The 25,964-nt window shown below is 57.7% G+C and carries 25 protein-coding genes; 19 read left to right on the top strand and 6 right to left on the bottom strand.

Annotation, left to right across the window (positions count from 1 at the left end):
• Positions 1–7: 7 nt before the first annotated feature.
• Positions 8–3,295 carry a maltose alpha-D-glucosyltransferase gene (gene treS / locus G453_RS22105; RefSeq protein WP_043644290.1) on the bottom strand — a complete coding sequence of 1,096 codons (3,288 nt, stop codon included), beginning with the start codon at positions 3,293–3,295 and terminating at the stop codon, positions 8–10.
• 198 nt (positions 3,296–3,493) lie between these two features.
• On the opposite strand from treS, the gene treY reads away from it, so the two are divergent.
• The 5 genes from treY to G453_RS0103190 all read left to right on the top strand — a co-directional run bounded on the left by treY (position 3,494) and on the right by G453_RS0103190 (position 11,346).
• The gene (gene treY / locus G453_RS0103210; protein WP_051271572.1) at positions 3,494–6,313 is read left to right on the top strand and encodes a malto-oligosyltrehalose synthase; all 2,820 of its coding nucleotides are present in this window, start codon (positions 3,494–3,496) and stop codon (positions 6,311–6,313) included.
• A gap of 61 nt (positions 6,314–6,374) precedes the next feature.
• Complete coding sequence (locus G453_RS0103205) at positions 6,375–8,804, top strand: DUF3536 domain-containing protein (RefSeq protein ID WP_027189880.1); 2,430 nt, start codon at positions 6,375–6,377, stop codon at positions 8,802–8,804.
• 97 nt (positions 8,805–8,901) lie between these two features.
• On the top strand, positions 8,902–9,375 hold the full coding sequence (locus G453_RS0103200) for a hypothetical protein (protein WP_027189879.1): 474 nt from the start codon (positions 8,902–8,904) through the stop codon (positions 9,373–9,375).
• Positions 9,376–9,477: 102 nt separating this feature from the next.
• Entirely contained in the window at positions 9,478–9,690 is a 213-nt protein-coding gene (locus G453_RS27740; RefSeq protein WP_156920785.1) for a transposase, read from the top strand.
• Between the two features lie 507 nt (positions 9,691–10,197).
• Positions 10,198–11,346 (top strand): site-specific integrase, encoded by a 1,149-nt coding sequence (locus tag G453_RS0103190; RefSeq protein WP_027189878.1) that lies wholly within the window; start codon positions 10,198–10,200, stop codon positions 11,344–11,346.
• On the opposite strand, the gene G453_RS22100 is transcribed toward G453_RS0103190, so the two are convergent.
• Both G453_RS22100 and G453_RS0103180 read right to left on the bottom strand, forming a co-directional pair.
• Positions 11,324–11,602, bottom strand: a complete 279-nt coding sequence (locus G453_RS22100) for a helix-turn-helix transcriptional regulator (protein WP_051271569.1) — start codon at positions 11,600–11,602, stop codon at positions 11,324–11,326. The two genes, G453_RS0103190 and G453_RS22100, sit on opposite strands and share 23 nt — an antisense overlap.
• Positions 11,603–12,043: 441 nt before the next feature.
• Positions 12,044–12,331 (bottom strand): immunity protein, encoded by a 288-nt coding sequence (locus tag G453_RS0103180; protein WP_235731684.1) that lies wholly within the window; start codon positions 12,329–12,331, stop codon positions 12,044–12,046.
• 110 nt (positions 12,332–12,441) lie between these two features.
• On the opposite strand from G453_RS0103180, the gene G453_RS0103175 reads away from it, so the two are divergent.
• From G453_RS0103175 to G453_RS28565, 9 genes are read left to right on the top strand one after another with little or no spacing between them, the layout of a single operon-like run.
• On the top strand, positions 12,442–12,705 hold the full coding sequence (locus G453_RS0103175) for a hypothetical protein (RefSeq protein ID WP_027189876.1): 264 nt from the start codon (positions 12,442–12,444) through the stop codon (positions 12,703–12,705).
• Complete coding sequence (locus G453_RS29150) at positions 12,695–13,012, top strand: TraK family protein (RefSeq protein WP_169725285.1); 318 nt, start codon at positions 12,695–12,697, stop codon at positions 13,010–13,012. The genes G453_RS0103175 and G453_RS29150 overlap by 11 nt, the downstream gene beginning before the upstream one ends.
• A 9-nt stretch (positions 13,013–13,021) precedes the next feature.
• Entirely contained in the window at positions 13,022–13,759 is a 738-nt protein-coding gene (locus tag G453_RS22095; RefSeq protein ID WP_043644287.1) for a nucleotide-binding protein, read from the top strand.
• Positions 13,759–14,232, top strand: a complete 474-nt coding sequence (locus tag G453_RS22090) for a hypothetical protein (RefSeq protein ID WP_043644285.1) — start codon at positions 13,759–13,761, stop codon at positions 14,230–14,232. Before G453_RS22095 ends, G453_RS22090 begins: the two co-directional genes overlap by 1 nt.
• Positions 14,229–15,242, top strand: coding sequence for a P-type conjugative transfer ATPase TrbB (gene trbB, locus G453_RS0103165; protein ID WP_027189875.1), 1,014 nt, complete (start codon positions 14,229–14,231; stop codon positions 15,240–15,242). Before G453_RS22090 ends, trbB begins: the two co-directional genes overlap by 4 nt.
• A complete protein-coding gene (locus G453_RS28715) occupies positions 15,203–15,556 on the top strand; it encodes a TrbC/VirB2 family protein (protein ID WP_051271564.1) in 354 nt (117 codons plus the stop codon). The genes trbB and G453_RS28715 overlap by 40 nt, the downstream gene beginning before the upstream one ends.
• A complete protein-coding gene (trbD, locus tag G453_RS28710; protein ID WP_027189873.1) occupies positions 15,553–15,828 on the top strand; it encodes a conjugal transfer protein TrbD in 276 nt (91 codons plus the stop codon). The genes G453_RS28715 and trbD overlap by 4 nt, the downstream gene beginning before the upstream one ends.
• Positions 15,828–18,245, top strand: coding sequence for a VirB4 family type IV secretion/conjugal transfer ATPase (locus G453_RS0103150; RefSeq protein ID WP_027189872.1), 2,418 nt, complete (start codon positions 15,828–15,830; stop codon positions 18,243–18,245). Before trbD ends, G453_RS0103150 begins: the two co-directional genes overlap by 1 nt.
• A complete protein-coding gene (locus tag G453_RS28565; protein ID WP_051271561.1) occupies positions 18,242–19,087 on the top strand; it encodes a hypothetical protein in 846 nt (281 codons plus the stop codon). The genes G453_RS0103150 and G453_RS28565 overlap by 4 nt, the downstream gene beginning before the upstream one ends.
• A 3-nt stretch (positions 19,088–19,090) precedes the next feature.
• Here G453_RS28565 and G453_RS0103140 read toward each other — a convergent pair whose 3' ends face one another.
• Entirely contained in the window at positions 19,091–19,306 is a 216-nt protein-coding gene (locus G453_RS0103140) for a hypothetical protein (RefSeq protein WP_084502069.1), read from the bottom strand.
• Between G453_RS0103140 and trbL the strand changes: the two genes are divergently transcribed.
• Positions 19,305–20,489 (top strand): P-type conjugative transfer protein TrbL, encoded by a 1,185-nt coding sequence (gene trbL / locus G453_RS0103135; RefSeq protein WP_084502068.1) that lies wholly within the window; start codon positions 19,305–19,307, stop codon positions 20,487–20,489. The genes G453_RS0103140 and trbL overlap by 2 nt on opposite strands.
• 36 nt (positions 20,490–20,525) lie before the next feature.
• Here trbL and G453_RS0103130 read toward each other — a convergent pair whose 3' ends face one another.
• Complete coding sequence (locus G453_RS0103130; RefSeq protein WP_235731683.1) at positions 20,526–20,807, bottom strand: helix-turn-helix domain-containing protein; 282 nt, start codon at positions 20,805–20,807, stop codon at positions 20,526–20,528.
• Between the two features lie 37 nt (positions 20,808–20,844).
• The gene (locus tag G453_RS0103125) at positions 20,845–21,090 is read right to left on the bottom strand and encodes a type II toxin-antitoxin system RelE family toxin (protein ID WP_027189868.1); all 246 of its coding nucleotides are present in this window, start codon (positions 21,088–21,090) and stop codon (positions 20,845–20,847) included.
• A 249-nt stretch (positions 21,091–21,339) separates the two neighbouring features.
• Here G453_RS0103125 and G453_RS22080 point away from each other — a divergent pair, with 249 nt between their 5' ends.
• The 4 genes from G453_RS22080 (at position 21,340) to G453_RS0103105 (ending at position 25,964) form a co-directional block, all read left to right on the top strand.
• Entirely contained in the window at positions 21,340–21,990 is a 651-nt protein-coding gene (locus G453_RS22080) for a type IV secretion system protein (RefSeq protein WP_235731682.1), read from the top strand.
• Positions 21,991–22,121: 131 nt separating this feature from the next.
• Positions 22,122–22,961 (top strand): P-type conjugative transfer protein TrbG, encoded by an 840-nt coding sequence (gene trbG, locus G453_RS22075; RefSeq protein ID WP_235731681.1) that lies wholly within the window; start codon positions 22,122–22,124, stop codon positions 22,959–22,961.
• An 8-nt stretch (positions 22,962–22,969) separates the two neighbouring features.
• A complete protein-coding gene (locus G453_RS25950) occupies positions 22,970–24,340 on the top strand; it encodes a TcpQ domain-containing protein (RefSeq protein WP_027189867.1) in 1,371 nt (456 codons plus the stop codon).
• 1 nt (position 24,341) lies between these two features.
• Entirely contained in the window at positions 24,342–25,964 is a 1,623-nt protein-coding gene (locus tag G453_RS0103105; protein ID WP_084502066.1) for a pilus assembly protein, read from the top strand.

Raw genomic sequence — 25,964 nt, 5'->3', positions numbered from 1 at the left:
GGCCGCGTCAGGGAAACCGCTTCAGGATGAAGTCCATCGTGTCCAAAAGGATGGGGACGTCGCTGGACGTTTCATCCAGGCTTCGGATAAGCGACCGCAGGTTCTGCTCCAGGATGAACACCATCAACAGCTGGCGCACCACGGATTCCTGCTGGGGCAAGAATGCTTCCCCGCCCGCATGGTCCAGATAGGATGACAGATAGGTGAGCAGCGCCATCCTGCGCCACAGGGAGAGCCAGGGCGTCAGCCCGTCCCGGTCGGCGGGGTTTCTCTCCAGGTGCCTGCGCATGGCCTTCTCGGCGGTGACACCGATGGAGCAGATCATGCTGGCCACATCCCGCAGCGCCGGACGCTTGATGGACCTCTCTCCCACAGGCATGCGCACGTCGCCGTCGAAATCCACGAGCATGAAGTCCTTGCCGAGGTGGAGCACGTTGTCGAGCTGGAAGTCGCCGTGCAACCTGATGCGTTGCCCCAGGGGCTCCATGGTCAGGAGTTTGGCGAAGTGTTGCAGCAGAAGGCTCACGGGCAGGCTTCGGACCTGCCGCGCATCGTCCTCTCCCTGGGCGCGCGCCGCCAGCCCCAAGGCCAGCTCGGTGCGGTGGGTCAGGTTGCGCATGGTCTGGTACAGGGAGCGCAGATAGATTTTGGTCACCGGCTCCGAGGCGAAGGCAGGGGTGCCAATACCGGCCAGTATCTTGTGGAATTGCGCCGTTCTATGCCCCAGGCGGCGGAAGAACTCCAAAGTGTATTCCCCCAGGAGTTCCCTTTGGGCAGTCGAAATCGTCGGCAGCACGAAGGGGTCGGGGGGCAGCGGAGCAAGCGATGCGGCTCCGGAGGCCAGCACCTGTTCAAGGTATCGGTCAACCGCGTCTAGCACGAAGGCGGAACCGTCCTGCGCGTTCTGCACATAGTCCGTAACCAAGGCCAGGACCATGTTCTCCCTGCCCGGTCGCCGATAAGCCAGGCTCGCCAGCAGCCGCGGAACCCCGGTGAATCCAGCCGCGTTCAATACCGTCAGCAGTTCCAGTTCAGGATGGCTGCCCTCCTCGGGATGGCGGAATATCTTCAGGAAGACCGAGTTCCCCAGAGAATAGGAAGCGGTGTAGGGCGTGGAGTGAATCCGGCGAATCTGGCCTGACGGGTTGGCCAGATGTTTGCGCATGCTCTTCGGTGCGTGAGCCTCCACCAGAAATCGCGACGCCTGGCCGTGGTATTTGCGGTTTGAACCCAGAAGGGCGGCAAGGCTCACCACTGCCTCGGTGTCCTCGAATCCGTCCGCCAGAATTTTCGAGGCGTTCACCCCATCCAGCCTGGCCAACACGGCGTCTGGAACCTGCGCGGCGAACATTTCCGTCCGTTTTTCGTCGATCACGGACACGAGAAGCAGGTGCGTGTTCTGCGGGCTCAGGCCCTGGACGTCCTCGACCATGAACAGGGTGGCGCCGGGTTCATGGCATTTCAGGGGGAGCGCGTCCAGGACTCTCAGTTCACCGAACGCTCCTGAGATGGTCGTCCCGCGCATGCCCCTGGCCAGGGCGACAGGCAGGAGCGAGGATTCCAGCTGGGACAGGTTTTCCTTATGGTGCAACCCGTTCTCGGCATCGACCGCCAGGGACGAAACACTCTGGACTTCGGACGGACGTGGTTTGCCGGAGCCGTTCTCCAACAGGAACCAGAAGTGGTCGTGTGGCCCCATGGTGAGGACGTAGGGCTCCTTTCGGATGCCCGGAAACCGGGTACGACCGAAAACCTCCACCGGCGTATGGCCCGCCAGGGCGCTCAGATCGAATTCCGCCACCTGGGCGTACCGGGACAGATTGGCCACCACCAGCAGCCGGACTTCTCCGTGGGTTCGCAAAAAACTCAGCACCTTGGTGTTTTCTGTGTGTATGAACGCCAAATCTCCCACGCCAAGGACCGGCAGCCCCTTGTACACGGCGATAAGTCTGCGCATCCACCACAGGAATGAGGACGGGTTGCGTTCCGCTGTCTCGGCGTTGACCACCTCGTAATGGTATTCCGGGTCGATGATGACCGGAAGATACAAGGACTGGGGATTTGCCGGTGAAAAGCCCGCATTGCGGTCAGGGCTCCACTGCATGGGAGTGCGCACGCCGTGGCGATCACCCAGGTGATAGTTGTCGCCCATGCCCAGTTCGTCGCCGTAATACATGATGGGCGAACCGGGAAAGGAAAAGAGCAGGAAGTTGATAAGCTCCATCTTCCTGCGGTTGTTTTGCATCAAGGGAGCCAGCCTGCGGCGTATCCCCAGGTTGATGCGAGCCTTTGAATCCCGCGCGTAGGCCCGGTACATGTAGTCGCGCTCCTCGTCGCTGACCATTTCCAGGGTCAGTTCGTCGTGGTTGCGCAAAAACACCGCCCATTGGCAGCCTTTGGGAATGGCCGGGGTCTGCCCCACGATGTCGATGATGGGATAGCGGTCCTCCATCCACAGGGCCATGAAGATGCGGGGCATGACCGGGAAATCGAACGCCATGTGGCACTCGTCGCCCTGGCCGAAGTAGCTCACCGCGTCCTCGGGCCACTGGTTGGCCTCCGCCAGGAGCATTCTCCCCGGGAATTTCTCATCAACATGCGCCCGCAATTGTTTGAGAAAGGCGTGGGTCTCCGGCAGGTTCTCGCAGTTGGTTCCTTCACTCTCATGGAGGTAAGGCACGGCGTCCAGGCGCAGGCCGTCCACGCCCATGCCCAGCCAGTGATCCACCACCTTGAGCATCTCGCGTCGGACCGTGGGGTTATCGAAGTTCAGGTCGGGCTGGTGGGAATAGAATCGGTGCCAGTAGTTGGACTTGGCCACCGGGTCCCAGGCCCAGTTGGAGTGCTCGAAGTCCTTGAAGATGATCCGTGCTTTGCGGAATTTGTCCGGTGTTTCGCTCCAGACGTAGAAGTCGCGCGCGGAAGAACCTGGCTTGGCTTTCCGCGCCCTTTGGAACCAGGGGTGCTGGTCCGAGGTGTGGTTGAGCACCAGCTCGGTGACCACCCGGATGCCCCGGTCGTGGGCCTCGCGCAGGAACCGCTTGAAGTCGGCCAGAGTGCCGTAGTCGGGATGGATGCCCATGTAATTGGCGATGTCGTACCCGTCGTCGCGCAGCGGGGACGGATAGAAAGGCAGGAGCCACAGCGCTCCGATGCCTAGCCGTTCGAGGTATCCCAGGTGTTTTATGAGCCCTTTGAAGTCGCCGATGCCGTCGCCGTCGCCGTCCGCGAAAGATCGCACGTGCAGCTCATAGAACACTGTCTTCTGGTACCAATGGGAATCCAACGGGAGCATTTTCGCCACCTTGACCGCCTGACGGCCCGCCTTACGCTGCGGATTATTTCCAATATCATCATTGACCCCATTTGAAAAAAAATGTCTATCACAGAATAGCTCCTCCCCCAGAAAGGGCCTCCCACGCCCACAGAATCAACGGGCAGGCGCGCTACTTTGGATGTTATCCGGCATTCTACAGCCCTGAGGAGGCCGTTCATGATCGGGGTTCCCTTGTCCACGTACAGGATTCAGCTGCGCCCAGGCTTCGGCTTTGCCCAGTGCCGGGAGGTTCTCTCCTATCTGGCGGCCCTGGGCGTCTCACACATTTATGCATCCCCCATTTTCAAGGCCCGGCCAGGATCTCAACACGGATACGACGTGTGCGACCACCAGACATTGAATCCCGAACTGGGCACAACACAGGAATTCGAACAGCTCATGGCCGCCTGCAAGGAACTTGGGCTGGGCTGGATTCAAGACATCGTTCCCAACCACATGGCCGTATCCGGCAACAACGGCATGCTGGTAGACGTACTCGAAAACGGAGAGTCATCCAAATATATAAGCTACTTCGACATTGAATGGGATCATCCCTACAAAAGCATGGCAGGCCGCATGCTGGCCCCTTTCCTGGGTGGCTATTACAGCCAGGCGCTGGAGAACGGGGAGATACAACTGAAGTTCAACGAAGATGGATTCAGCATAAATTACTACGACATAAAGTTCCCTCTGCGCATTGATTCCTACGTCAAGATTCTCACTCACAATATAACAGATTTCCGCGACAATTTTGGACTCGACAATCCAGACTACCTGAAAATGCTGGGCATTCTTTACAACATAAAAGGCCTGACAAGTGAGAAGCGAGAGTCTGAGCGCTATCACCAACTCTATTTCATCAAACACCTGCTCTTCGAATTGTACCAGTCCAGCAAGACGCTGCATGACTTCATGGACAACAACATCAGGCTGTTCAACGGAAAAGACGAATCCATTCAGGGCGACAGATTCGCATTGCTTGACGATCTGCTCGGAGATCAGCTGTTCCGGTTGGCCTTCTGGAAAGTCGCGGGCGAGGAAATAAACTATCGGCGTTTCTTCAGCATCAACGACCTGATTTCCCTGCGCGTGGAGGATGAGGCGGTTTTCGACCACACGCACAAGCTCACCCTGGAATACACCCGCAACCAGTTTTTCTCCGGTCTACGAATCGACCACATCGACGGGCTCTACGACCCCACATCCTATCTCCAGCGACTCAGGGGGCATGCGCCGGACGCCTATCTGATGGTGGAGAAGGTCCTCATGTGGCGTGAGCCCCTGCCGACCTTCTGGCCCATTCAAGGGACCACGGGCTATGACTTCATGAACCTGGCCTGCGGCCTGTTCGTCCAGCCGGAAGCAGAGGCGGCGTTCCAGAGGCTGTACGTCTCCTTCTCCGGGATGAAGAAGTCCCTGGGCGACATCCTCGCAGACAAGAAGAGAAGCATGATCCAGCGCTACATGGCCGGAGACGTGGACAACCTGGCCCGGCTGGTCAAAACGGTGTCCAGCAAAGATCGCCAGGGTACCGACATCACCCTGGCGGCCCTCAAGCAAGCCATTACGGAACTGCTCATCCAGTTCCCGGTCTACAGGACCTACATCAGCCGCGAAACTTTCAGGCCGGACGATCTTGGCTATATCCGGGACGCTGTCCGATCGACGCGCAGGGCCAACCCGGAACTGAATTTTGAACTGGATTTCCTGGAGCGCTTCCTGCTGCTGGAGTTCGGCGAAAGCATGGAGTCCACGGGGAAACGGGAGTGGACACATTTCGTGATGCGCTTCCAGCAGGTGACCGGCCCCCTCCTGGCCAAGGCCATGGAGGACTCCACCTTCTATGTCATGAACCGCCTGCTCTGCCTTAACGAGGTGGGCGGCGACCCCGGCCATTTCGGCATTCCTTCCCAGGATTGGCACGCTGCCATACAGAAACGCATGGGGTCCTGGCCCGCAGCCATGAACACTACGGCAACGCACGACGCCAAAAGGGGCGAGGATGCCCGGATGCGTCTGGCCGCGCTTTCGGAGCTGCCGGAACTCTGGAAGGAAGCTCTCAAGACATTCAGCAGGTCCGCCAAAGGCTGGCGGCAGCGCATCGGCCCCCGGCTGGTTCCCGACCAGAACGAGGCATATTTCCTCTACCAATCCATCTTGGCCCATATGCCGTTCTCCGAGCAGGAGGCGGACGCCTTCGGGGAGCGACTCAAACCCTATCTGGTCAAAGCCATGCGCGAGGCCAAGGAACATTCCAACTGGCTGAGCCCAGACGAACAAGCCGAGCAGGCTTACTGCTCCTTTGCGGACAGCCTGCTCAAGCCGGACCAGAAGACCGCCTTCATGGAGGCTTTCAGGGGCCTCTGGAAGCGGGTCACCCGACTGGGCATCATCAACTCCCTGTCTCAGACCCTGCTCAAGGTCACGGCGCCTGGTTTTCCCGATTTTTATCAGGGCACGGAACTCTGGGACTTCTCAATGGTCGATCCCGACAACCGCAGGCCGGTTGATTTCGCCCTGCGTCAGACAATGTTGACGCAGCTCGGCGTCGCATACAAGTCGGACAGGGGCGCATTGTTTCGCGAACTTCTGGAGCTGCCCGAGGACGGCCGGATCAAGCTATTCTTGACCTGGAGGGCCCTGGCCGCCCGCAAAGGACAGGCTGAGCTTTTCCTGAGAGGGGATTACCACCCCCTGGATTTCGGGGGGGGAAGACAGGGAATGGCCTTCGGTTTTGCCAGGACTCTGGGAGATATGACGGCACTCTCCATTGTCCCTCGGTTTTTCGCCCATGCAGCCGGAGAGGACACCCGGTACCCCATGGGAACCTTCTGGGAGGACGCAAGCATGCTCCTGCCGGGAACGGGACCTTTCATGGACGCGTTCACCGGGAGAGAATTCCAGGGCGGGGACACGGCACACCTGAAGGATGTCTTCAGCGACCTCCCCTTCGCGCTCCTGATTTCTCCGCCCGCCGCATCTGCGGCGCAGACATGAGCATGATTGAGACATTTGGCCTTGATGAAAGTACATGTGAAGAGCTCGCCAGGAGGCTGCCATGTCCGACCGGTATATATGCATCCATGGCCACTTCTATCAACCTCCCAGGGAAAACCCCTGGTTGGAGTTCGTCGAGGTACAGGATTCTGCATTTCCCTACCACGACTGGAACGAACGGATCTCAGCCGAATGCTACGCCGCCAACGCGATCTCAAGAGCCTTGGACCAGCAAGGGAGAATCGCCAGGTTGGTGAACAATTACGCGCGGATAAGCTTCAATTTCGGCCCCACCGTACTGCCCTGGATGCAGCACCACGCGCCTGACGCCTACCAGGCCATCCTTGCGGCCGACAAGCAGAGCATGGAGAGGTTCTCTGGTCATGGTTGCGCCCTGGCCCAGGCATACAACCACATGATCCTGCCGTTGGCCAACAGCCGCGACAAGTACACTCAGATCCTCTGGGGAATCAGGGACTTCGAATACCGCTTCCAGCGCAAGCCCGAGGGGATGTGGCTCCCTGAAACCGCAGTGGATCTCGAATCCCTGGATATGATGGCCCAGTTGGGCATTGATTTCGTCGTGCTGGCTCCAAGGCAGGCGCAACGGGTCCGGGCTCTTTCGGGAGGTGACTGGCAACAGTCAGGTGAGGGGGCAATCGATCCGGGCATGCCCTATATGGCTCTTTTGTCCTCGGACAGGGTCATGAATGTATTCTTTTACGACGGCCCCATCTCCCGGGCCGTGGCATTCGAAGGCCTGCTCAACAATGGCGAGGACTTCGCCAACAGGCTCATGTCCGGCTTCCCGGAGAACAACTCAGGCCCCCGCCTGGTACACATTGCAACAGACGGGGAGAGTTACGGGCATCACCATCGCGGCGGCGAGATGGCCTTGACCCGCGCGCTCGACCACATCGAGTCCAACCACCTGGCAAAGCTTACGAATTACGGTCAGTATCTGGAAGAACACCCTCCGACCCATGAGGTTGAGATCATCGAGAACAGCTCTTGGAGTTGCATCCACGGGATAGAGCGCTGGAAATCGGATTGCGGGTGCAACAGCGGCGGCCATCCGGGCTGGAACCAAGCTTGGCGTGCTCCCTTGCGGGAGGCGATGGATTGGCTCAGGGACAGCGTCACGCCGGCATTCGAACAATCGGCGCAGGGATTGATCAAGGACCCGTGGGGAGCCCGGAACGAGTATATCGACGTCCTTGTGGACCGCTCCGCCGAACGGGTTGGGCAGTTCTTAAGCCGCCATGCAAGTCGTCAACTGAACCAGGAAGAGGAGACAACGGTCCTGAAGCTCATGGAACTCCAACGCCACGCCATGCTCATGTACACGAGTTGCGGCTGGTTTTTCGATGAGCTCTCCGGGATAGAGACGGTGCAAATCATTCAATACGCCGACAGGGTTCTGCAATTGGCCGACCAACTATTCGGCAGATCCTATGAGGTGGAGTTTCTTGATCGCCTGGAGCTGGCCAAGAGCAACATTGACGAACTCAAAAACGGGCGAGGCATTTACGAACGATTCGTCAGGTCCGCCAAACTCGATTTGATACATGTGGGGGCTCACTTCGCCATGAGTTCCTTGTTCGCGGAATACAACGAGCGCGACTGCATCTATTCCTATTCCGTGGCCACGGAAAACTACCGCCGTTTTCAAGCAGGCAATACAAAGCTTGCGGTCGGACGGGTGAAGGTTACTTCAGAGGTTACATACGAGAATACAACATTCTGGTTTGGCGTGCTGCATCTTGGCGACCACAATATCACCTATGGCATCAGCGAATACCTGGAACCCCCAAAATATGAAGCTCTGGTCAAAGAGCTTTCCGAGGCTTTTTCCAGCGCGGACCTGCCAAGAACACTCCACGTTCTGGACGAATATTTCAAAACGTCCACGTACGCCCTGACCTCACTGTTCAGCGATGAGCGGCGAAAGATACTGGGAATGATCATGGAGCCGACCTTGAAAGAGGCTCAGGCCGCGTATGACACTGTTTACGAGCACCATGCGCCCCTCATCAGTTTTTTGAAAGGGGCTGGAACGCCGCAGCCCAAGGTCCTCTCGCTGGCCGCAGACATGTGCTTGAATACCAAACTCGGCAACGCCTTCGCGGGTGATGAACCTGAGCTTCAAACCGTGAAACCACTTCTGGAGGAAGCCCAGTTGGCTGGCGTCGCTCTCGATGCCACAAGGCTTGGATTGGTGCTCAAGATCACCATTGAGCGCATGGCTGAGCGGCTCTTCGAAAATCCCGGTGACTATTTAAGCATGGAGAAGCTGAATAACACCGCGATGCTGGCGCGGTCTGTGCCTTTCGAGGTCAACCTCTGGAAACCCCAGACACTTTGTTTCAAAATCATCCACACGTACTGGCAAGAGTTCAAAAGAAAGGCCGCACAAGGGGACAACGACGCTCGAAAGTGGATACGCAACGCTACGCTGCTGGCAGAGAATTTCTCCGTCCAATTGCCCTAGGATGCGGGTTCAAAACGGAGTCCCTGCCCCTTGGCCTGGGACGATTCCATCTTCAACATCACCGGTCATGATCGACTCGGCAAAAGGAGGCAACTCCATGCGAAAACGCATAATCATCCAGGACACTCACGGCGCCATGCTCCCCGACCTGGACTGGCTTGACCTGGAGACTCTGGCCCAGGCGGAACTCACGTCCGAGGACGCGGCTTATCCCATTGAGTCAGCCTTGAAGCCGGGCGAAAGGTCGGGGTGGAGAGCGTCGGCATCCGGCCGTCAGACCATCCGACTAATGTTTGACAATCCGCTTGCGGTCAAACGCATTCACCTTGCGTTTTACGAAGAGGAGCAGGCACGCACGCAGGAGTTCCTTCTACGTTGGTCCTCCGACGATGGTCGCACATACAAAGAAATTGTGCGCCAGCAGTATACCTTCAGCCCTCCGGACAATATCCGTGAAATTGAAGAGTACGAGGTCGATCTTGCAGTGGTGACGAGGCTGGAGATAACCATTACTCCCGATATCAGTGACGGCTCGGCCCATGCATCACTTGCTGAACTGCGTCTCGCATGATTTCCTGGTTTGACCAAACGGGGAGCCACCACCCTGTCCCCGGCTTGGCAACCGGTTGCGCTAGCTGAGTTTTCGTGGCTGATTCCGAGGAGAAGATCGGCCATGAAACGACGCAAATGGACTTCAGCGCAGAAGGCGCTCATCGTCCTCGAATGCCTTCGAGGACGGCCAATCGGCGAGTTGTGCAACGAGCATGGCCTCGCAGTTCGCGGCAGTCAGCTCCTCAAAGCCAAGCGCAAACAGACCGGCCATAAAGCCCTGCCCCACCAGGCCGAATCAGTGGTCGGGCATCGACATGACCGACCAAGGCAATGACGGAGCGCTTCATGCGCACACTCAAGGAAGAGTTGGCCTGGATCAACGAGTTCACGAGCCTAAGTTAGTTCCTGGAGGCTCTGGACCGCTGGATCGACGGCTGCAACGCCAACTGCCTGCACTCGACCCTCGGCTACAGGTCGCCAGAGGTCTTCGAAGCAGAACAGCTCAGCCGCGAGACTCTCTTAGCCGACGCTTGCTAAACTAGGGGCAGTACACCGGGGCTGGATCGGCTTTGAGGCAAAAAGAAGGGTTGCAAACGGGACTGATATCCGTCTGCAACCCTCTGATATTCCTTCTGGAGCCAGCGAGGGGACTCGAACCCCTGACCTGCTGATTACGAATAATTTGCTAACACAGTTGCAGGATTTTGCAACGCGTTGCCACAGGATGAAAACCCTGCTATTACAGCAACTAACGAGGTGGCCATGGTTGACCTGAGTTGCGCTCCAGGTTAGCATTTTGTTAGCCAAAACCGCATCCATGTTAGCAATAGGTTAGCAAAGAATGAGCAGGGAAAAGACCAAGTTTACGGGCGTCTATAGGCGTGTTTCCGAGACTCGTCGGCACAACGGCAAGCCGGACACCTGCTTTGACATCAACTTCCGCGACTCGACGGGCCGCCTTGTCTGGGAGAAGATCGGTTGGGCAAGCGAGGGGTACACCGCCCAAATGGCCTCTGATATCCGGGGGGAACGCGTTCGCGCGGATCGCCACACCGGCGTCCTGCCTGAACGGAAGAAGAAGGCGTCCATGACCCTGGGGGATGCCTGGGCTATCTTCAAGGAAAAGTGGCTGCCCAACCTGGCCAACCCCCGCGACGAAGAAAGCCGGTACAACTGTCACATCGCACCGCGCTTCGCGTCTACTCCTTTGGATCGGATCACCCCACTGGACATGGAAAGCTTCAAGCAGGAATTGTTGGGGAAGGGATTGGCTCCCGCGAGTGCCCGGCTCATCCTGGGAGATATCCGACGGATATATCGGAAGCTTGGCACATGGAATCTCTATTCGGGAAGCATACCGACTGACGGACTGAGATTGCCCCGGGCTGACAACGCCCGCATCCGCTACTTGACACCGGAGGAGGCGGAGCGCTTGTTGGACGCGCTGATGAAGCGAAGCCTGATCTGGTGGCGCATGTCCATGGTCAGCCTGCATTCCGGCATGCGCCTGGGAGAAATCCTCGCACTTCGCGGCAGCGACATCGATCTTTCTGCCAAGGTGGTTCATGTCCGCGACGCCAAGGCTGGTACGAGGATGGCGCATATGACCGATGCCGTGGTTTCTGTGTTCGAGGAGGCGATGCCTGGCACCCAAGATGGACTCCTGTTTTGTAGTCGGGAGGGAAAGCCTCTGCGCGTGACGGACACCAGCAACACCTTTTCCAGGGTGGTCAAGGAATTGAAGTTCAATGAGGGGGTGGAAGATCGCAGACAGAAAGTGGTTTTCCACTCCTTGAGACACACCTTCTGCAGTTGGCTGGCTATTCGTGGGGTTCCCCTTTATACAATCGGCGAGCTTGTTGGGCATTCTAGTCTTGAAATGACAAAGCGCTACTCGCATCTCTGCCCTGATACGAAGCGCATGGCCCTCAGGCACGTGGAAGCAATGGCCCTCAACGGCACCCCCGCTAGGGCTGATCAATCGTCTTGACCCGTCTAGCCTCAAGGTAGGCCTCCAAACCCTTCCGCGAGTAGAGAACGCGCCCGCCATCCTTGATGTAGCTTGGCCCGCCTCCCCGGCATCGTTTTGTTTTCAAGGTCGCGGCAGAAAGAGAGAACAGCTTGGCGGCTTCTTCCTCGGTCAGAAACTCCTTCCGCTTTAAAGATTCGAGTTCCGCAACCGGTGCCAATAGCCGCGCGAGCGTAAGCTCAATGACTCCTTGAAGGTGATCTTGATTGATATCCATCACTTGCCTTTTCAGTTTTTCCAGCCTGGCTCCGCCAACTCACCCTACATCTTGCAAGAAATTCTTATTATTAATCCACAGAAAAATAAGAATTAAATGTTGCACAAAATACACTAAGAAAGAAATTCTTTCCAGTGGACACACATTAAAGCCCGCCAGAGGCGGGCAAATACCAATAACCCTAAGCAGCTCGGACAGCTGCGGAAAAGGATTTTATCGCCTCCTGCAATGCAATAGCAGCAGCACAAAGCGCTTTATGGGATGGCTTCGGTGGACATGAAGCTGCGCCGACATTGGACTCGCAAATATGAAATACAACAGCAAGCAAGTCCTCTGCTTTAGATTCAAACTTCTGAACTGCACAGTCCTTCACAAAACAACTCCTATTAATTGAGAAAGCCACTGCCGAGAGTGCCTGTGCGCATCGCTGCAAGCACTTGCTTACAGCGTTTGTCTCCTTGCATTTTCCTTCGCGATGGCCAGGAGATACGTCAAGTCTTCGCCTAGCACTTCCGCCATGCGCTGAGCATCAGAAATCAACACTCCTTGTGGCTTCCCCGTATTAGACGCCTTACTTCTTATGGCGGCCCACTTGACTGCTGCCGACTTAGGATTTGTTTCGGGCCACACCCGGCTGGCGAATTCACTTTTGCCCCAGCCTCGGGCGTCAGCCCGCCCATCGACGAGCTCCACGAAGGAGCGCTCCATTAACTCAGCGAAATTATGCATGACACCCTCCGACATTGGCTATCGTCGGAAATTCCTTCCGTGTCTAGTAAGAAATTCTTATTGTGTAAAGAAAGAATTTCTGCCATCCCCACCCCGAGGAGCGCCCCACCATGAAGGATGTCTTTGACCACCTTTTCAGGTTGCTTGGCACACAAGCCGCCGTCGCCAAGGCCCTTGGCTACACCGACAGGCAGTACCTGAACATCAGAAGAAAGGTTGAGCGTGGTGAAAAACTGCACCCCCGGGTAGCGAGCTTCTTACAGATGAGAATTCAAATGATTGAAGGCCCTACGCCTGTCCACCTCTACGCACTAGCAACGAACAGTCACAAAGCCTCACCGGGCAGCATAACAAGGATGCCTCATGGGACTTAAGATCAAGCGAATAGCTCGCAATATGGGCAGGATTGAATTCATAGCATGTAAAGATCAAATATATTCCATGCTACAAACCGGGCACGACATCAAAAAGATTTTTGAATCACTTCGAGAGAGAAAAATGATAACAATGGCATACAGCACACTTTGCTATCAACTTGCAAAATCACGCAAACAAAATTTATGCATAACAAAAAATCAGCCGTGTTGTTGTTCACAAAACATACAAAAACAAATCAAGACAGACAATCAGAGCAATAGCTTCTCAGTAAACAAATCGCCTTCAACAAACGACATGATCTGAGAGTGCAGCATGGCTACAATTCACTTCATGCAACAGGGGAAGGGCGGCTCTGGAAAGACGACAACCTGCGCCATCCTTGCTCAATATTTTGAGGCAAAGGGATTCAGAACCAATTGCTTTGACGCAGACCCTGTCAATGCAACTTTCTCCGGGTACAAAGACCTGAATGTCTCTGCAATAGACATTATGAACGGAGAGGACATCGATCCACGCCGATTTGATATTTTGATTGAATCAATACTCAATCTTGCTCAAGACGAACATCATGACACGCATGTGATCATTGATAGCGGAGCATCATCGTTTGTCCCATTCTGCTCTTATCTACTCGAAAATCAAACCGTAAAGCTACTCGAAGATCAAGGCCATACCGTACTATTGCACACAGTGATCACTGGAGGCCAAGCGATGCTGGACACTCTTTCCGGCCTAAAATCGCTAGCACTTCATTTTTCGGAAACATCGATCGTCGTCTGGCTCAACAGCTACTTTGGTGAAATTACTCAGGATGGTAAATACTTCGAAGACTTTAAAGTATATTCGGAAGTTTTACACAATATACATGCTGTCATTTCCATTCCGCACAGAAAACATGCTACATTTGGAGTAGACATAGAAAATATATATTTAAAACGACAGACTTTCAAATCAGCATTAAGCTCAGGCTTGTCAATAATTGTCAAACAAAGAGTCAAAATATTTTGGCGCGAAGTGATGAACGAGATCGACAAGGCAAGGCTTTGCTGATGCGTGGCGAAACCATATCAACGACTTCGGGTTCCGTATCAACAGAAGATTCTCAAACAAACAAAACATCACCGCAAATTCACGATGGGATCGGTCTTGATTTTGAATCCATCCGCACCCTGCTAGCCCAGAAACATGGCGTAGTCGTGGAAGTTGACGATCCCATCTTGATGCTTGTTACGCTCCACAACGCCTTCCTGAACGAATACGAGAATCTCCTCAAGCGTCACAACGATGCCCTGACAGCATTTCTCGGGGAAGCGGGCGCTCAACACCTTGATGCAGCCAAACAGGCCGCCGAAGCCGTCACCAAGGGGCTCTCTGCCTCTTCCATTGGGGTCATCCAGGAGCACCTTCAAGGACACAGGAAGGACATGGCCTCCTTCCAGAACAATATGGTCTGGCTGGCCGCAATCACTGCGATATCTGCGGCCGTCAACGTGGCCGTGTTCGTCTGGCGGGGGATGTGGTGAGCGAACCAAACGACCGCCTGAACCGGAGCCTGGAGCTGGCGTTGGGGCCTGTTGTGATGGATGCCCTCCGTGATCCCGAGGTCCAGGAGATCATGTTGAACCCGTGCGGGACGCTGTGGCTCGAACGCTTCGGCGAGCCCATGTTCCAGGCGGGCAGGCTGTCTCCCGATGAGGGACGCCGGGTCGTCTCCCTGGTGGCTTCGGCGCTAGGCACCACCATTACTCGCGAGAACCCCATCGTTGAAGGAGAGCTGCCTCTGGACGGCAGCCGGTTCGAGGGCACGGATTGCCCCATCGCGCCAGACGGCCCCTCGTTCGTCATCCGGAAGAAACCCAGCACCATTTTCACGCTCGAAGACTATGCCGCGAGGGGTATTCTTCGCCCAAAAGGCCTCGCCTTCCTTCAGGCTGCCATCCTCAACAAGGCGAACATCCTGGTGGCAGGAGGAACCGGCTCGGGCAAGACCACGCTGGTCAACGCCCTGATCGAAACCCTTTCACGGCTGTGTCCGCACGATCGCATCATCACCATGGAGGACACCAGCGAGCTGCAAGTGTCCAGCCCAAACCGCGTCATGTTCCGCACCTCGGACTCAGTGGGTTTCCAGCGCCTGACCACCGTGACCATGCGTTACCGCCCGGACAGGATCATTGTCGGGGAGGTGCGCGACGGCGCGGCCCTGGAGCTGCTCAAGGCCTGGAACACCGGCCACCCCGGCGGCATCGCCACGATTCACGCGGACAGCGCCCGCGATGCGCTGGGCAGGCTGGAGGACCTCGTTGCCGAGCGCATCCAGGCTCCTATGCATCGGCTGATCGGCCGGGCCATCAACGTCATCGCATTCATCGAGAAAACACCTCGGGGTCGTGAGGTTTCACAAATGGCTTACGTGCATGGGCATGACAGTGAGAACAATCAATACTCTGTTGAGTATGTCTTCAACAAGGCGAATGAGTCTCAAGAACGGGAATGGCAGCAAGAGTTCATTTCACAAGGAGAGGCAGCATAATGTGTCGCTTAGCCTTCATTTTGTATGGCGTTATAGTTTTATCCCTTGCGAATTGCTCCGAGGTCTTGGCCTCCGGTGGCATATCGGAATTTTCCAGTCCTCTGGAGAAGGTTGTGGGGACCATCACGGGGCCTGCCGGGCGATGGATCGCCATCGCGGGCATGGCCATCGTGGGCCTGGTCTACATCTTCAACAAGGAGGACATCGCTGGCGGTGTGAAGCTGCTCCTCAACGTGGTCTTCGCCATCTGCTTCATCGCTTTTGCCACCGGCATCGTGGACAGCCTCTTCTCGTTCAGCGGGGCCGTGCTGTGAGAACGCTTCCCGTCCGTAGGTCGCTCCACCGGCACAACCACATCATGGGGGCCGAACGCGAACTGGCATTGAGTATCGGACTCCTGGCCTTCGTGGTGGGATTCGGCGGCATGACGTGGGTCGCGGGAGTCACCGCCGTCCTGATCTATGGCGGTGGGATGCTTGTCGCGCGCCGGATGGGCAAGGCCGATCCCCTGATGGTTCGTGTCTGGATGCGCCACCTCAAGCAGCAGCTCTACTACCCGGCCAAGTCCGGCATCTGGAGAACCTGATGCTTGCGCTCCGTGATTTCCGATCCCGCGCGCGGGGCGTCTCCGACCTCCTGCCCTACGCCGCCCTCGTCGCCCCGGGTATCGTCCTGTGCAAGGATGGAACATTCTTAGCCGGATTCGCTGCACAGGGACAGGATACGGCATCCAGCACGGCCGACGAACTGGCCTTCGTGTCGGCGCAGTTCAACAACGCGGTCAAGCTGCTGGGCACGGGTTGGATGCTGCACGTGGACGCGGTGCGCAGCCGCTACCAGGCTTATGCCCCGCGTGAGGATAGCCATTTCTCCGATCCCGTCACGAGGCTCATTGACGAGGAGCGCCGGGCCTTTTTTGATGGCGACGTCTTCCGCTCCCGCACCGTCGTCACACTGGCCTTCAGGCCGGACCTGGGAGCTGACAAGCTCTCATCCTCCACCAAAACGGGCTCAACCCTCTCCAGTTCGTTAGAGCGCGCCCTCGGTTCCTTCCGCAACACCCTCATGGAATTCGAGGACGCGCTCTCGGCCGTGCTGCGCCTCCGCCGCCTGGAAGAGTACACGATCGAGGATGAGGGAGGAGCACGGGCCGTTTACAGCGATCTGCTCACCCATCTCCAGCTCTGCGCCACCGGGATCGATCACCCCGTGCGCGTGCCTCGGACGCCCATGTATCTTGATGCCCTGATCGGCTCTGAAGATGTGGTCGGCGGACTGACGCCCCGGATCGGAGGCCAGGAGTTGGCAGTCCTTGGGCTCGACGGCCTGCCACAAGAGAGTTGGCCAACCATGCTGTCGGTGTTGGACGGCCTCCAGCTCCAGTATCGCTTCTCGACCAGGTTCATCTGCCTGGATCAGTACGATGCCCAGAAGGAAATCAACTCCTACCGCAAGGGCTGGCAACAAGGCATTTTCAAGTTCTTCGACAAGCTCTTCAACAACACGGCCAACGCCCGGGCCAACCGTGACGCCGTGGCCATGGTTGAGGACGCCGAGGAAGCCCTCTCCGAAGTGCAAAGCGGCTATGTGGGAGCGGGCTACCTGACCTCCAACATCATCCTGATGGACCCGGACCGGGAGAACCTCCAGGAGTGGGCACGCGAGCTGCGCCGTGAACTCCTCTCCCTGGGGTTCGGGTGCCGGATCGAAACGATCAACGCCCTGGAGGCCTGGCTGGGATCGCTCCCGGGCAACTGGTTCGCCAACATCCGGCGACCGCTGGTCAACACCCTCAACCTGGCCGATCTGCTGCCTCTGTCCAGCGTCTGGGTCGGCGAGAAGCATTGTCCCTGCCCGTTCTATCCGCCTCGCTCCCCAGCGCTCATGGTCTGCACTACGCAGGGGTCCACGCCGACCTGGTTCAACCTGCATGTGGGGGACGTCGGCCATTCCTTGATCTTCGGCCCCATCGGAGCAGGCAAGTCCACCCTGCTGGCACTGATCGCCGCGCAGTTCAGGCGCTATGAGCGGGCTCAAGTCTTCGCCTTCGACAAGGGCATGTCCATGTATGCCCTATGCGCCGCCGTTGGAGGCACGCACCACGAACTCGGCCGGGGAACCGGACTGGCATTCGCGCCCCTTCAAAACATCGACGATCCGTCTGACATGGCCTGGGCGGAAGAATGGGTGGCCACCCTCCTGGAGCTTCAGGGCGTTGCCGTCGGTCCAGGCTACCGGAACGCGATTCACGCGGCCATGTCACTGCTGCGTAGCAATCCGCGCAATATGCGCAGCCTGACCCACTTCGTAAACATGGTCCAGGACCACACCATCCGGGAGGGCTTGCAGCATTACACGAGGGACGGGGCCATGGGGCAGCTCCTTGATGCCGAGACCGACAACCTGGGAATCGCGTCATTCCTGGTCTTCGAGATCGAAGAGCTCATGAATCTCGGGGACAAGAACTTGATCCCCGTGCTCCTCTACATCTTCCGACGCATTGAGCGCTCCCTGCACGGCCAGCCGACCTTGCTGCTCTTGGATGAGGCCTGGCTGATGCTGGCCCATCACGTTTTCCGCGCGAAAATCCGCGAATGGCTGAAGGTGCTCCGCAAGGCGAACTGCTCCGTGGTGATGGCCACGCAAAGTCTTTCCGACGCGAAGGCCTCCGGCATAATGGATGTGCTGGTCGAGTCCTGCCAGACCAAGATCTTCCTCCCGAACATCACGGCCAGGCAGGAAGTGCAGGCTGAATTGTACCGGGGCATGGGCCTCAACAGCCGCCAGGTCGAAATCATCGCTTCGGCAACGCCGAAGCGGGACTACTACGTTGTTACGCCAAACGGAAGGCAACTCGTACAGTTGGCGTTGCAGCGAAACTCACTTTGTTTCCTTGGCGTCAGCGACAAGGAAAGCATCTCCAGAATCAAGGAACTTCAATCCATTCATGGAGCTGGATGGACAGACGTGTGGCTCAATGAGCGAGGAGGAATGGCGGCATGAAAATGTTGCTCGTATTCGCCGTATTTTTAGTTATTTCGCTTGTCTTTTGCAATGCTTCCAATGCGCAATATGCCGTGTGGTGCACAAACTGTAGCGAGCAGTTCACGCAGGCATTGGACAGGATCACAAACATTGAAAAGCTCCAGGAAGCATACAAGCAGGTAAGCGAAGCAATCAAGCAGACGGAGCAACAGATTGAAATGGTTCAGCAAGGAATCAAGAAATATGAAAACATGGTCAGGAACACAATGAGTCTTCCAGGCCAAATGCGCGGTATGATGCAGGGAACATTCAGCCAGCTATCCTCTCTGACGCGAGTGCTCAACGTGAATCGTGGCGATGCACAGGCGCTGAGTCAGATTTTCAGGGAAGTGTACAAGAGTCGTGGGACAATCAGCGGCCTCTTCAAGTCTTCATCGGCAGAAGAGGGAAAGGCCATGACCGAAGAGGAACGCATGGAGTCTGAAGCGGCATTCCAGCGCATGCGCTCTGAGATCGAAGCCCAGAATGAGCAGGCGCAGGAGGCGGCGTTCCAGGAGTCCGGCAGCCAGATCAACGAAATCGAACAAAAGGCCGCTGAACTGGACAGCCAGTTGAACGACCTTTTGACGACCCCGGACGGTCAAATGAAAGCCTTGGAAGCCGGGAACCAGATTGCATCCTTGCAGCTCAGGGAGTCCCAGCGCCTGCGGCAGCTTCTCGCCCTGTCTGTTCAGTCCTCAGTCCAAAGGGACATGAAGAACGAGAAGGAAAAGCAGATGCAGGAAGAGGCGTGGAAGTCAGTTTTGGCAACCGACAAACTTCAAACGATCATCAACAGTACTCCCGATGATCCATTTTAAGTCTCAGAAGGGATCGGGATTCTTGCGACTCGCTTCCTTCAGTTTGTCGGCCGTGGACTTCAGGCCTTCAGAGGTATCTTTGACCCATTTCTTTTGCGCCGCGTCATTCTCGGCATCTTTCTTTGGTTTTTCAGCCTCCGGCTGTGCCTTTTCAGTTTCAAGACGCGATTTGCCTGAATCGCAGCCTGACAACATATAAAATGGCAAAAGTGCAATCATGAAAATGCAAAATATTCTTTTCATTGCTTTGTCACTCATTTGTATTTGTTTTTTATCAGCACTGTTTCCTGAAGAATCACAAGCTGCTGTCGAAAGTGTGATTCCAAAAATTATTGGAGAGTTTCAAACAAAAACAGACGCGTGGAGCAATACGTTACAGGGATACGCCCTGAGATTGTTCAAATTATCTACAACACTAACGGTTGTGCTTTTTGGTGTCAAAGCGGCGTTAAATAGGGACAAGCTTGGTGATGTGATTGGTCAGTTCGTGTCAACGTTGCTGTTTTGCTCGTTTGTTGCTTCCGTAATTGTCAATTATCAAGAGTGGTCCTGGAACATCATTCGCGGACTGGGAGGGATTGCAGAGGATTTGGGTGCTGGCAAGTTCAATTCAACTGATCCACTGATTGCAGGCATTAAAATCACAAGTGTTATTTTTGACAAGTTGGATTTTGATGTGAAGACAATCGCATACCTGATTTGTGGCATAATAATACTGATAGCTTCCTCGCTTATGACGGCTCAGCTGGTACTTGTGAAGTGTGAGGCGCTTGTTGCCATGAATGCCAGCATAATCTTGCTGGGTCTTGGAGGCGCGGTGATTCTCAAAGAGTACGCTATCAGTGTAATGAAATATGTTCTTTCTGTGGCGTTCAAACTTTACGTCTTACAGCTTGTAATGGGATTGGGCCTGCAGTTTATTCAGGATTTATCAGTTGACAACGGAGATATACAAGATTTCTTTGTCGCGATTGCTGCCTCAATCATTCTCTTGGCTCTGGTCAAGAGCATTCCAGATGTCTGCGCCGGTATCATTCACGGCTCTCACGTCAGTAGCGGCGCTGCATTGGGCCAAGCCGTCACCACAACTGTTGCAGGTGCTGCTGCCGCAGTCGGTGGCGCAGTGGGGGCTGCGATGGGCAGCGGGCGGGGCATCGAAGCCACTCGCAAGGCTGCACAGATGGCCCACATGGATGGCGCTACAGGCCTGGGCAAGGTCGGTCACATGGCTGGTTCTCTCTGGCAGGCGCATAAGCAGGCCAAGGCCGAGGGTGGGAAGCTCTCCCACGGCGAACGCTTTGGTGCCGCTCTGAACTCAAGGCTCCAGGAAATGAAGATGCGAAACCTTGGGCTTGCCGACGGTGCCAACCCCGAGGGCAAGGACGGGAGCGGCAATGGTTAGGCATAGTCACAACCCGAAGAGCGATTTGACGCCTCGTCATTCAGCCAGTTGCTCTACCTTCACTCCCAGGGCGGCCGCGATCTTGACCAAAGTGGCCCGGCGAGGGTTGGCCTCCGGGGCTTCCATCTGCGCATATGCGCCGCGCGAGATTCCAGCCTTGGCCGCAACTTCCTCCTGGGTGAGGCCTAAATGCTCGCGCCAGGCGCGCATCAGGCTCTTTTCTTCAAGGAGGGCTATTTCCGCGACCTCCACGGGGATGTTGGCGGACTTTCCCTGCTGGCCCGTCAGCTCCAGATACTCGGTGTACGGGACGAGCACAAAGAGAGGGTTCCCTCCGTGCTCGATTACTTGGTGTTTAGTAAGTGCGCTCATCTCTTTTCCTCACTTCCGTGACGGTGATGGCGTCATCATCCACGGTGAAAATGGCTCGATAGTCCCCCACGCGCAGACGGTAATCGCCCCGGTTCGTCAAGCTCTTCACATTCCGGCAGTCAGGCCAGTCTTTCAAGGCCTTCACGGCTTTGATGATGGCGGTCCGATCGGCCAGGGGAAGCTTGCGCATTTGTTTGAAGGCTTTCGGGGTGATTTCAACCGTTCGCATGCACAGACCGTAAGTTTTTGAATGTTTTTAGTCAATCAAAACTAACAAAAATTAGCACACATCAGATGGAGCCTGGGGCGAACGGTGGCCATGATCAATCAGTTTGGGCAGGGCAACTCATGCCCCCACACTCCTGGAAGCCGAACCTCTAACCCTCCGGAGCGAGTGTATCGAATGCTTTGGAAATCAAAACCGGTAAATAATTCAGGTACGCGGGATCAGCATTCTCCGGTTATGACATCCTGTTACGTGAGTGGACGTGAGGAATGGCTGGAACGCTACGGCAGCTACATCCAGCGGGCCAGACAGTGGCGCATGGCCACCATCATCGCACTTTTCATCACTGGCGTCTCGGTCGTGGGCAACGTTGTCCAGGCCACGCAATCCAAAGTGGTGCCCTACGTGGTCGAGGTGGACCAGCTGGGTCGGATAGCGGCCGTCGAAAGGGCCTCAGTCGCCGCGCCCGTGCCGACCCGCGTCGTCCAGGCTTCCTTGTCGGAGTTCGTAACCCAATGGCGTTCCGTCACGGCCGATCTCGATCTCCAGAAGCGGTTCATCGAACGGCTCTCGTTCTTCGTCGCCGGTGCTGCCCGGGGCCAGATGAAGCAGTGGTACGAACTCAACAACCCCTACGACCGGGCCAAGGACAAGCTCGTGCAGGTGAACATCAAAAGCCTGCCTGCCCAGGTGAGCGCCGATTCCTGGCGCGTCGAATGGACCGAAATCACCCGGAACCACTCCGGCGTCCAGATCGGTTCCGAAGGTTTCCAGGCAACCCTGACCATCCAAATCCAGCCGCCCACGACAGACACGCAAATCCTCCGAAATCCCGGAGGGGTCTACATCACTTCCATGTCCAGCTCCAGCCTGATGGAACCCTCAGCAACTCCAAAGAAGTAGGCAGCATGATGAAGCGACTGTCCGTAACCGTTTTTCTGTTCGTCTGTCTTGCGCAGCCACTTTGGGCTGCTGACAAGCAGCAGCCCAAAGTGGTCGAGGGGAAAACCGGGTCTGTCCCGGAGGATTACAAGATGGGTACCCCGCCTGCGGCGCAGACAGGGAAAGGCAAGGGCGCTGGCTCGGAAACGATTCCGCCACCTGACTACTTCAACCAGCAGGCCGTGCCCTTGAGCCCGAGGGAGCGCCAGGCGGTGAAGCTCGTGCAGGATTGGGAGTCCACCGGGGCCGCGCCCATCCAGGCCAACGGAAAGGTCATGTACGTCTACGGGGCTTCGTCTCCCACGGTCATCGGCGCGCCACTCCAGATTTGCGACGTGGAGCTGCAACCAGGCGAGGCTGTCAACGAAGTCATCGTGGGCGATTCGGCCCGCTGGATGCTCGAGATCGCCAAGTCCGGGGCCACGTCGCACATTCTCATCAAGCCCGTGGACGCGGGGCTGTCCACCAGCGCCGTCATCACCACGGACCGACGGGCCTATCACCTCAAGCTGGTGAGCCAGCGTACCGGCCACACACCCCGGGTGGGCTTCCTTTATCCCGAGGACAACGCCGCGCGGCTCCGCGAGAAAGAGGCCAAGGACTCCAAGGAGAAGCAGTGGAACACTGCCGAGGTGGACGGCCAGCCCACGGACCTGAGCAAGCTGAACTTCGCCTACGAGATCAAGGGGGAGGCCCCCTGGCGGCCTCTCCAGGTCTTCGACGACGGCAGGCAGACGTTCATCAAGCTCCCGCCTGCGGTTCAGTCCGGTGACGCGCCGGTCCTCCTGGTCCGCAACGGGGGCCAGGACACCATGGCCAACTTCCGGTTGAAGAACCTGGCCATGGTCGTGGACGGCGTGTTCCCCGAGGCGATCCTGATTTCCGGCGTCGGCAGCAAGCAGCAGCGGATCACGATCCGCGCCAAGAAGTGAGGCTGGCGATGCGTCAGTTCTTCCTTTTCCTCCTGGCGCTCCTGCTCCCGGGCTGCGTCATACAGACCCGTCACGCCGATCCCTCCGGCCTGGCCTCCTACGACGGCGTGAGCGTGGAATTCCCCGGAGACGCCCAATATCTGGCCACCATGGCGTCCGGGGAGCTGGCTAACCGGTATCCCCCGGGACGCACCACCCTGATCCTGGCTAGCGCCAGGACCGTCTTCGGCCAGGAGCTGGAATCAGCGTTGCGCCAGCAGGGTTTCGCGGTCTCACAGCACCCGGCCCCGGAGGGCGTCAAGGTCGGCTACACTCTGGACGTCCTGCGCGACGAAAGCCCGCCCACCACCTGTTACCTCCAGGTCAGGACTTCCGATGGCCAGACCTTCGGCCGGGTTCGCACGCTGTCCATGGCCAGCCGCGAGGAGGCCGCTCTGGTCCGGGTCCCATCCCCTTCACTGGAGTCATCCACCCTGACGGAGGTGCCTACGCCCCACATCCCGTCCCCTGGGCAGCCCCATCCGGACCGCCTGATGCCGGGCTCCGGCGCGGGGGGCAGGCCATCCCAGGAAGCGGCCGCTACTCCGGCGCGAAACGACGGAACACCGGTCCGGAGCAAGGCCACGGCGGCGCGGATCGCCAGGCGCAACCATGTGCCTGTGGCTGACTTCTGCCGCTGGAACGGCGTGAAGCCGGAGACCGTCCTGGAGGCCGGGCGGGCGGTGCATCTGCGGGAGCCCGTCGCCGAATCTGCCTCTCCGGTCAAGGCGGAACCAGGTCAACAGTTCACCTCCAGGGCCGCGCAGCAGGATCGCCCGGTCCCAGCTGCCGCTCCACTCTCGTCCCCTGCAACGGCCCCGGTGCTTGCCTCGGCTCCGGCTCAGGCTGTTGCCTCGGTCCCAACTCCGGTTCCTTCTCCGGTTCAGGTCCCGGCTTCGGCACCTGCGCCTGCCCCATCCCTGCTTCCGGTTTCGGCGAAGGATGAACCGCCAGCGCCCGCGCCAGGGTCAACCCCGGCTTCCGCAGTCCACGAGGCTCTTGCCGAACTGGCTCTCCAAAGCCCGGCGGCGGAAGCGCCTCCCGTGGCCCCGGTGGTCCCGGCGGCGGAAGCGCCTCCCGTGGCCCCGGTGGTCCCGGCTCCCATCTGGTCCGTCAACCCGGGCGGTCTCCATGCCCAGCTCGAATCGTGGTCGTTCAAGGCTCAGTACCAGCTGGTCTGGAAAGCGAAGCACGACTTCGAGCTGGAGACCAATGCGAATTTCTCCGGCGATTTCGTCTCGGCCATCAAGCAACTCTTTGCCGGGTTGCATCGCGGCGGACACGCCCTGCGGGTGACGGTCTATCAGGGAAACAACGTGATTGAAGTGGCGGAGGATTAGAATGTCGAGACGTGCGGTTCTGTTGTTTGTTTTGGTCCTCGCCGCCCTCAGCGGTTGCACCAAGAAGCACCCACAAATTGATGCCATCGAACACCAGGGACAACAGTTCCGGGATCAGGCCAGGTCCAGGGCTGTGGAGGTGACTCCTAAACCCTATCTCGGGGCCAAGGCGGTGGAGTTCCGAGGGGTCTCCAATCCGGTCCTGAACAAATACGTCACGCTCAAGCGCAAAGGGACTCTCCCCACCATCGCGGCGGCCATCAGCGAACTGACGTCCATGCCGGTCCAGCTCGCCGCACAGGAGCCGGAGGAGCAGAAGCAGCAACCGCGTTCTGCTTCTCCGGGCTCCTCCCATGGGCAGGCTCCAGCTTCCACGCCTCCTTCCGCTCCAGCGGGGGGCGTCAACATGGACCTGGAGGCCCTCCTGGCTGTGCCCGGCAGCACCTCGGCTGCGGCCGTGGGCGTCGGTGACTCCCGCCAGCTCTCGGTGTCCTACGAAGGTCCCCTTCGCGGGCTCCTGAACCACGTGGCCATGCTCTCCGGGTACGGCTGGGACTACGACGCCAGCAGCGGCAACATCCTGTTCGCCCGGATGATGGTCAAGACCTACACGATCCTGGGGGCTCCCGGGACAGTCACGTTCGAGAACAAGGTCACGAACAAATCCAAGGAAAACTCGACGTCGGCCCTCAGCGGATCGAACATCAACTCCACGGTCTCCAGTTCGGACACTGCTTCGCAGACGTCGCAGTCCACCGGCACGAAGCTGAGTTTCGACATCTTCGCGGACACCGAGAAGGGCGTGAAGGCGCTGCTCTCACCGAAAGGCTCGGTGGTGGTCAACCAGGCTGCGGGAACGCTCACGGTGCGGGATACGCCGGACAGCATCAGGCGGGTTTCGAGCTTCATTGAGGACATCAACGGCAGGCTCGGCCGTCAGGTCGCGCTCACGGTGCAGGTCTGGTCACTGAGCATCTCCGACAATACCGACGTGGGTTTCAATCTCCAGGCCATCTTCGAGGACAAGGACGTCTCGATCACGGCCGGGAGCCTCACGAACATCGGTACCCTCAACACGGCAGCCGCGACCATCGTGTCCGGCAAGCTTAAGGGCTCCTCGGCCGTGCTCCAGGCATTACGCCAATGGGGAAAGGCCTCCCAGGTGACGTCCGCTGGCGGCCTGGTGATGAGCAACCAGCCTGTGCCGGTCATGGCCATCGAGCGCCACGCCTACCTGGCCAGCGCCGGAGTCTCCACCACTAACTACCAGCAGACCACGGAGCTGACCCCGGGCGAAGTGACCACAGGGTTCGCAATGACCGTGATCCCGCACATCCTGGATCAGCGCCGGGTGATCCTCCAATACAACATCAACCTCTCATCCCTGGAAGAGATGAAGGAGTTCGAGGCGTCGGACATCACGATTCAGCTGCCCCAGACTTCGACGCGGGCTTTCGCGCAACGCTCCACCATGCGGATGGGGCAGACCCTCGTGCTGTGTGGGTTTGAAAAGCAGTCCACCGAGGCAAGCACGTCGCTCGGCATCCCCTCCACCGGCAGGGTGTCCAAGGCGGGCAGGACGCTGCTGGTGATCACGATCCAGGTGGAATCGGCGGAGGTGTAG

The organism is Fundidesulfovibrio putealis DSM 16056 (assembly GCF_000429325.1).
GTDB classification, from domain to species: Bacteria; Desulfobacterota; Desulfovibrionia; order Desulfovibrionales; family Desulfovibrionaceae; genus Fundidesulfovibrio; species Fundidesulfovibrio putealis.
The sequence above is the reverse complement of the archived record's forward strand: the minus strand, read 5'-3'. Positions and strand labels throughout refer to the sequence as shown.

Excerpts from the sequence above, each read along its gene's own strand:
- treS (WP_043644290.1), bottom strand. The coding sequence starts at position 3,295 with ATGCTCCCGTTGGATTCCCATTGGTACCAGAAGACAGTGTTCTATGAG.
- treY (WP_051271572.1), top strand. The coding sequence starts at position 3,494 with ATGATCGGGGTTCCCTTGTCCACGTACAGGATTCAGCTGCGCCCAGGC.
- G453_RS0103205 (WP_027189880.1), top strand. The coding sequence starts at position 6,375 with ATGTCCGACCGGTATATATGCATCCATGGCCACTTCTATCAACCTCCC.
- G453_RS0103200 (WP_027189879.1), top strand. The coding sequence starts at position 8,902 with ATGCGAAAACGCATAATCATCCAGGACACTCACGGCGCCATGCTCCCC.
- G453_RS27740 (WP_156920785.1), top strand. The coding sequence starts at position 9,478 with ATGAAACGACGCAAATGGACTTCAGCGCAGAAGGCGCTCATCGTCCTC.
- G453_RS0103190 (WP_027189878.1), top strand. The coding sequence starts at position 10,198 with ATGAGCAGGGAAAAGACCAAGTTTACGGGCGTCTATAGGCGTGTTTCC.
- G453_RS22100 (WP_051271569.1), bottom strand. The coding sequence starts at position 11,602 with ATGGATATCAATCAAGATCACCTTCAAGGAGTCATTGAGCTTACGCTC.
- G453_RS0103180 (WP_235731684.1), bottom strand. The coding sequence starts at position 12,331 with ATGCATAATTTCGCTGAGTTAATGGAGCGCTCCTTCGTGGAGCTCGTC.
- G453_RS0103175 (WP_027189876.1), top strand. The coding sequence starts at position 12,442 with ATGAAGGATGTCTTTGACCACCTTTTCAGGTTGCTTGGCACACAAGCC.
- G453_RS29150 (WP_169725285.1), top strand. The coding sequence starts at position 12,695 with ATGGGACTTAAGATCAAGCGAATAGCTCGCAATATGGGCAGGATTGAA.
- G453_RS22095 (WP_043644287.1), top strand. The coding sequence starts at position 13,022 with ATGGCTACAATTCACTTCATGCAACAGGGGAAGGGCGGCTCTGGAAAG.
- G453_RS22090 (WP_043644285.1), top strand. The coding sequence starts at position 13,759 with ATGCGTGGCGAAACCATATCAACGACTTCGGGTTCCGTATCAACAGAA.
- G453_RS28715 (WP_051271564.1), top strand. The coding sequence starts at position 15,203 with ATGGCAGCAAGAGTTCATTTCACAAGGAGAGGCAGCATAATGTGTCGC.
- G453_RS0103150 (WP_027189872.1), top strand. The coding sequence starts at position 15,828 with ATGCTTGCGCTCCGTGATTTCCGATCCCGCGCGCGGGGCGTCTCCGAC.
- G453_RS28565 (WP_051271561.1), top strand. The coding sequence starts at position 18,242 with ATGAAAATGTTGCTCGTATTCGCCGTATTTTTAGTTATTTCGCTTGTC.
- trbL (WP_084502068.1), top strand. The coding sequence starts at position 19,305 with ATGAAAATGCAAAATATTCTTTTCATTGCTTTGTCACTCATTTGTATT.
- G453_RS0103140 (WP_084502069.1), bottom strand. The coding sequence starts at position 19,306 with ATGATTGCACTTTTGCCATTTTATATGTTGTCAGGCTGCGATTCAGGC.
- G453_RS0103125 (WP_027189868.1), bottom strand. The coding sequence starts at position 21,090 with ATGCGAACGGTTGAAATCACCCCGAAAGCCTTCAAACAAATGCGCAAG.
- trbG (WP_235731681.1), top strand. The coding sequence starts at position 22,122 with ATGGGTACCCCGCCTGCGGCGCAGACAGGGAAAGGCAAGGGCGCTGGC.
- G453_RS25950 (WP_027189867.1), top strand. The coding sequence starts at position 22,970 with ATGCGTCAGTTCTTCCTTTTCCTCCTGGCGCTCCTGCTCCCGGGCTGC.
- G453_RS0103105 (WP_084502066.1), top strand. The coding sequence starts at position 24,342 with ATGTCGAGACGTGCGGTTCTGTTGTTTGTTTTGGTCCTCGCCGCCCTC.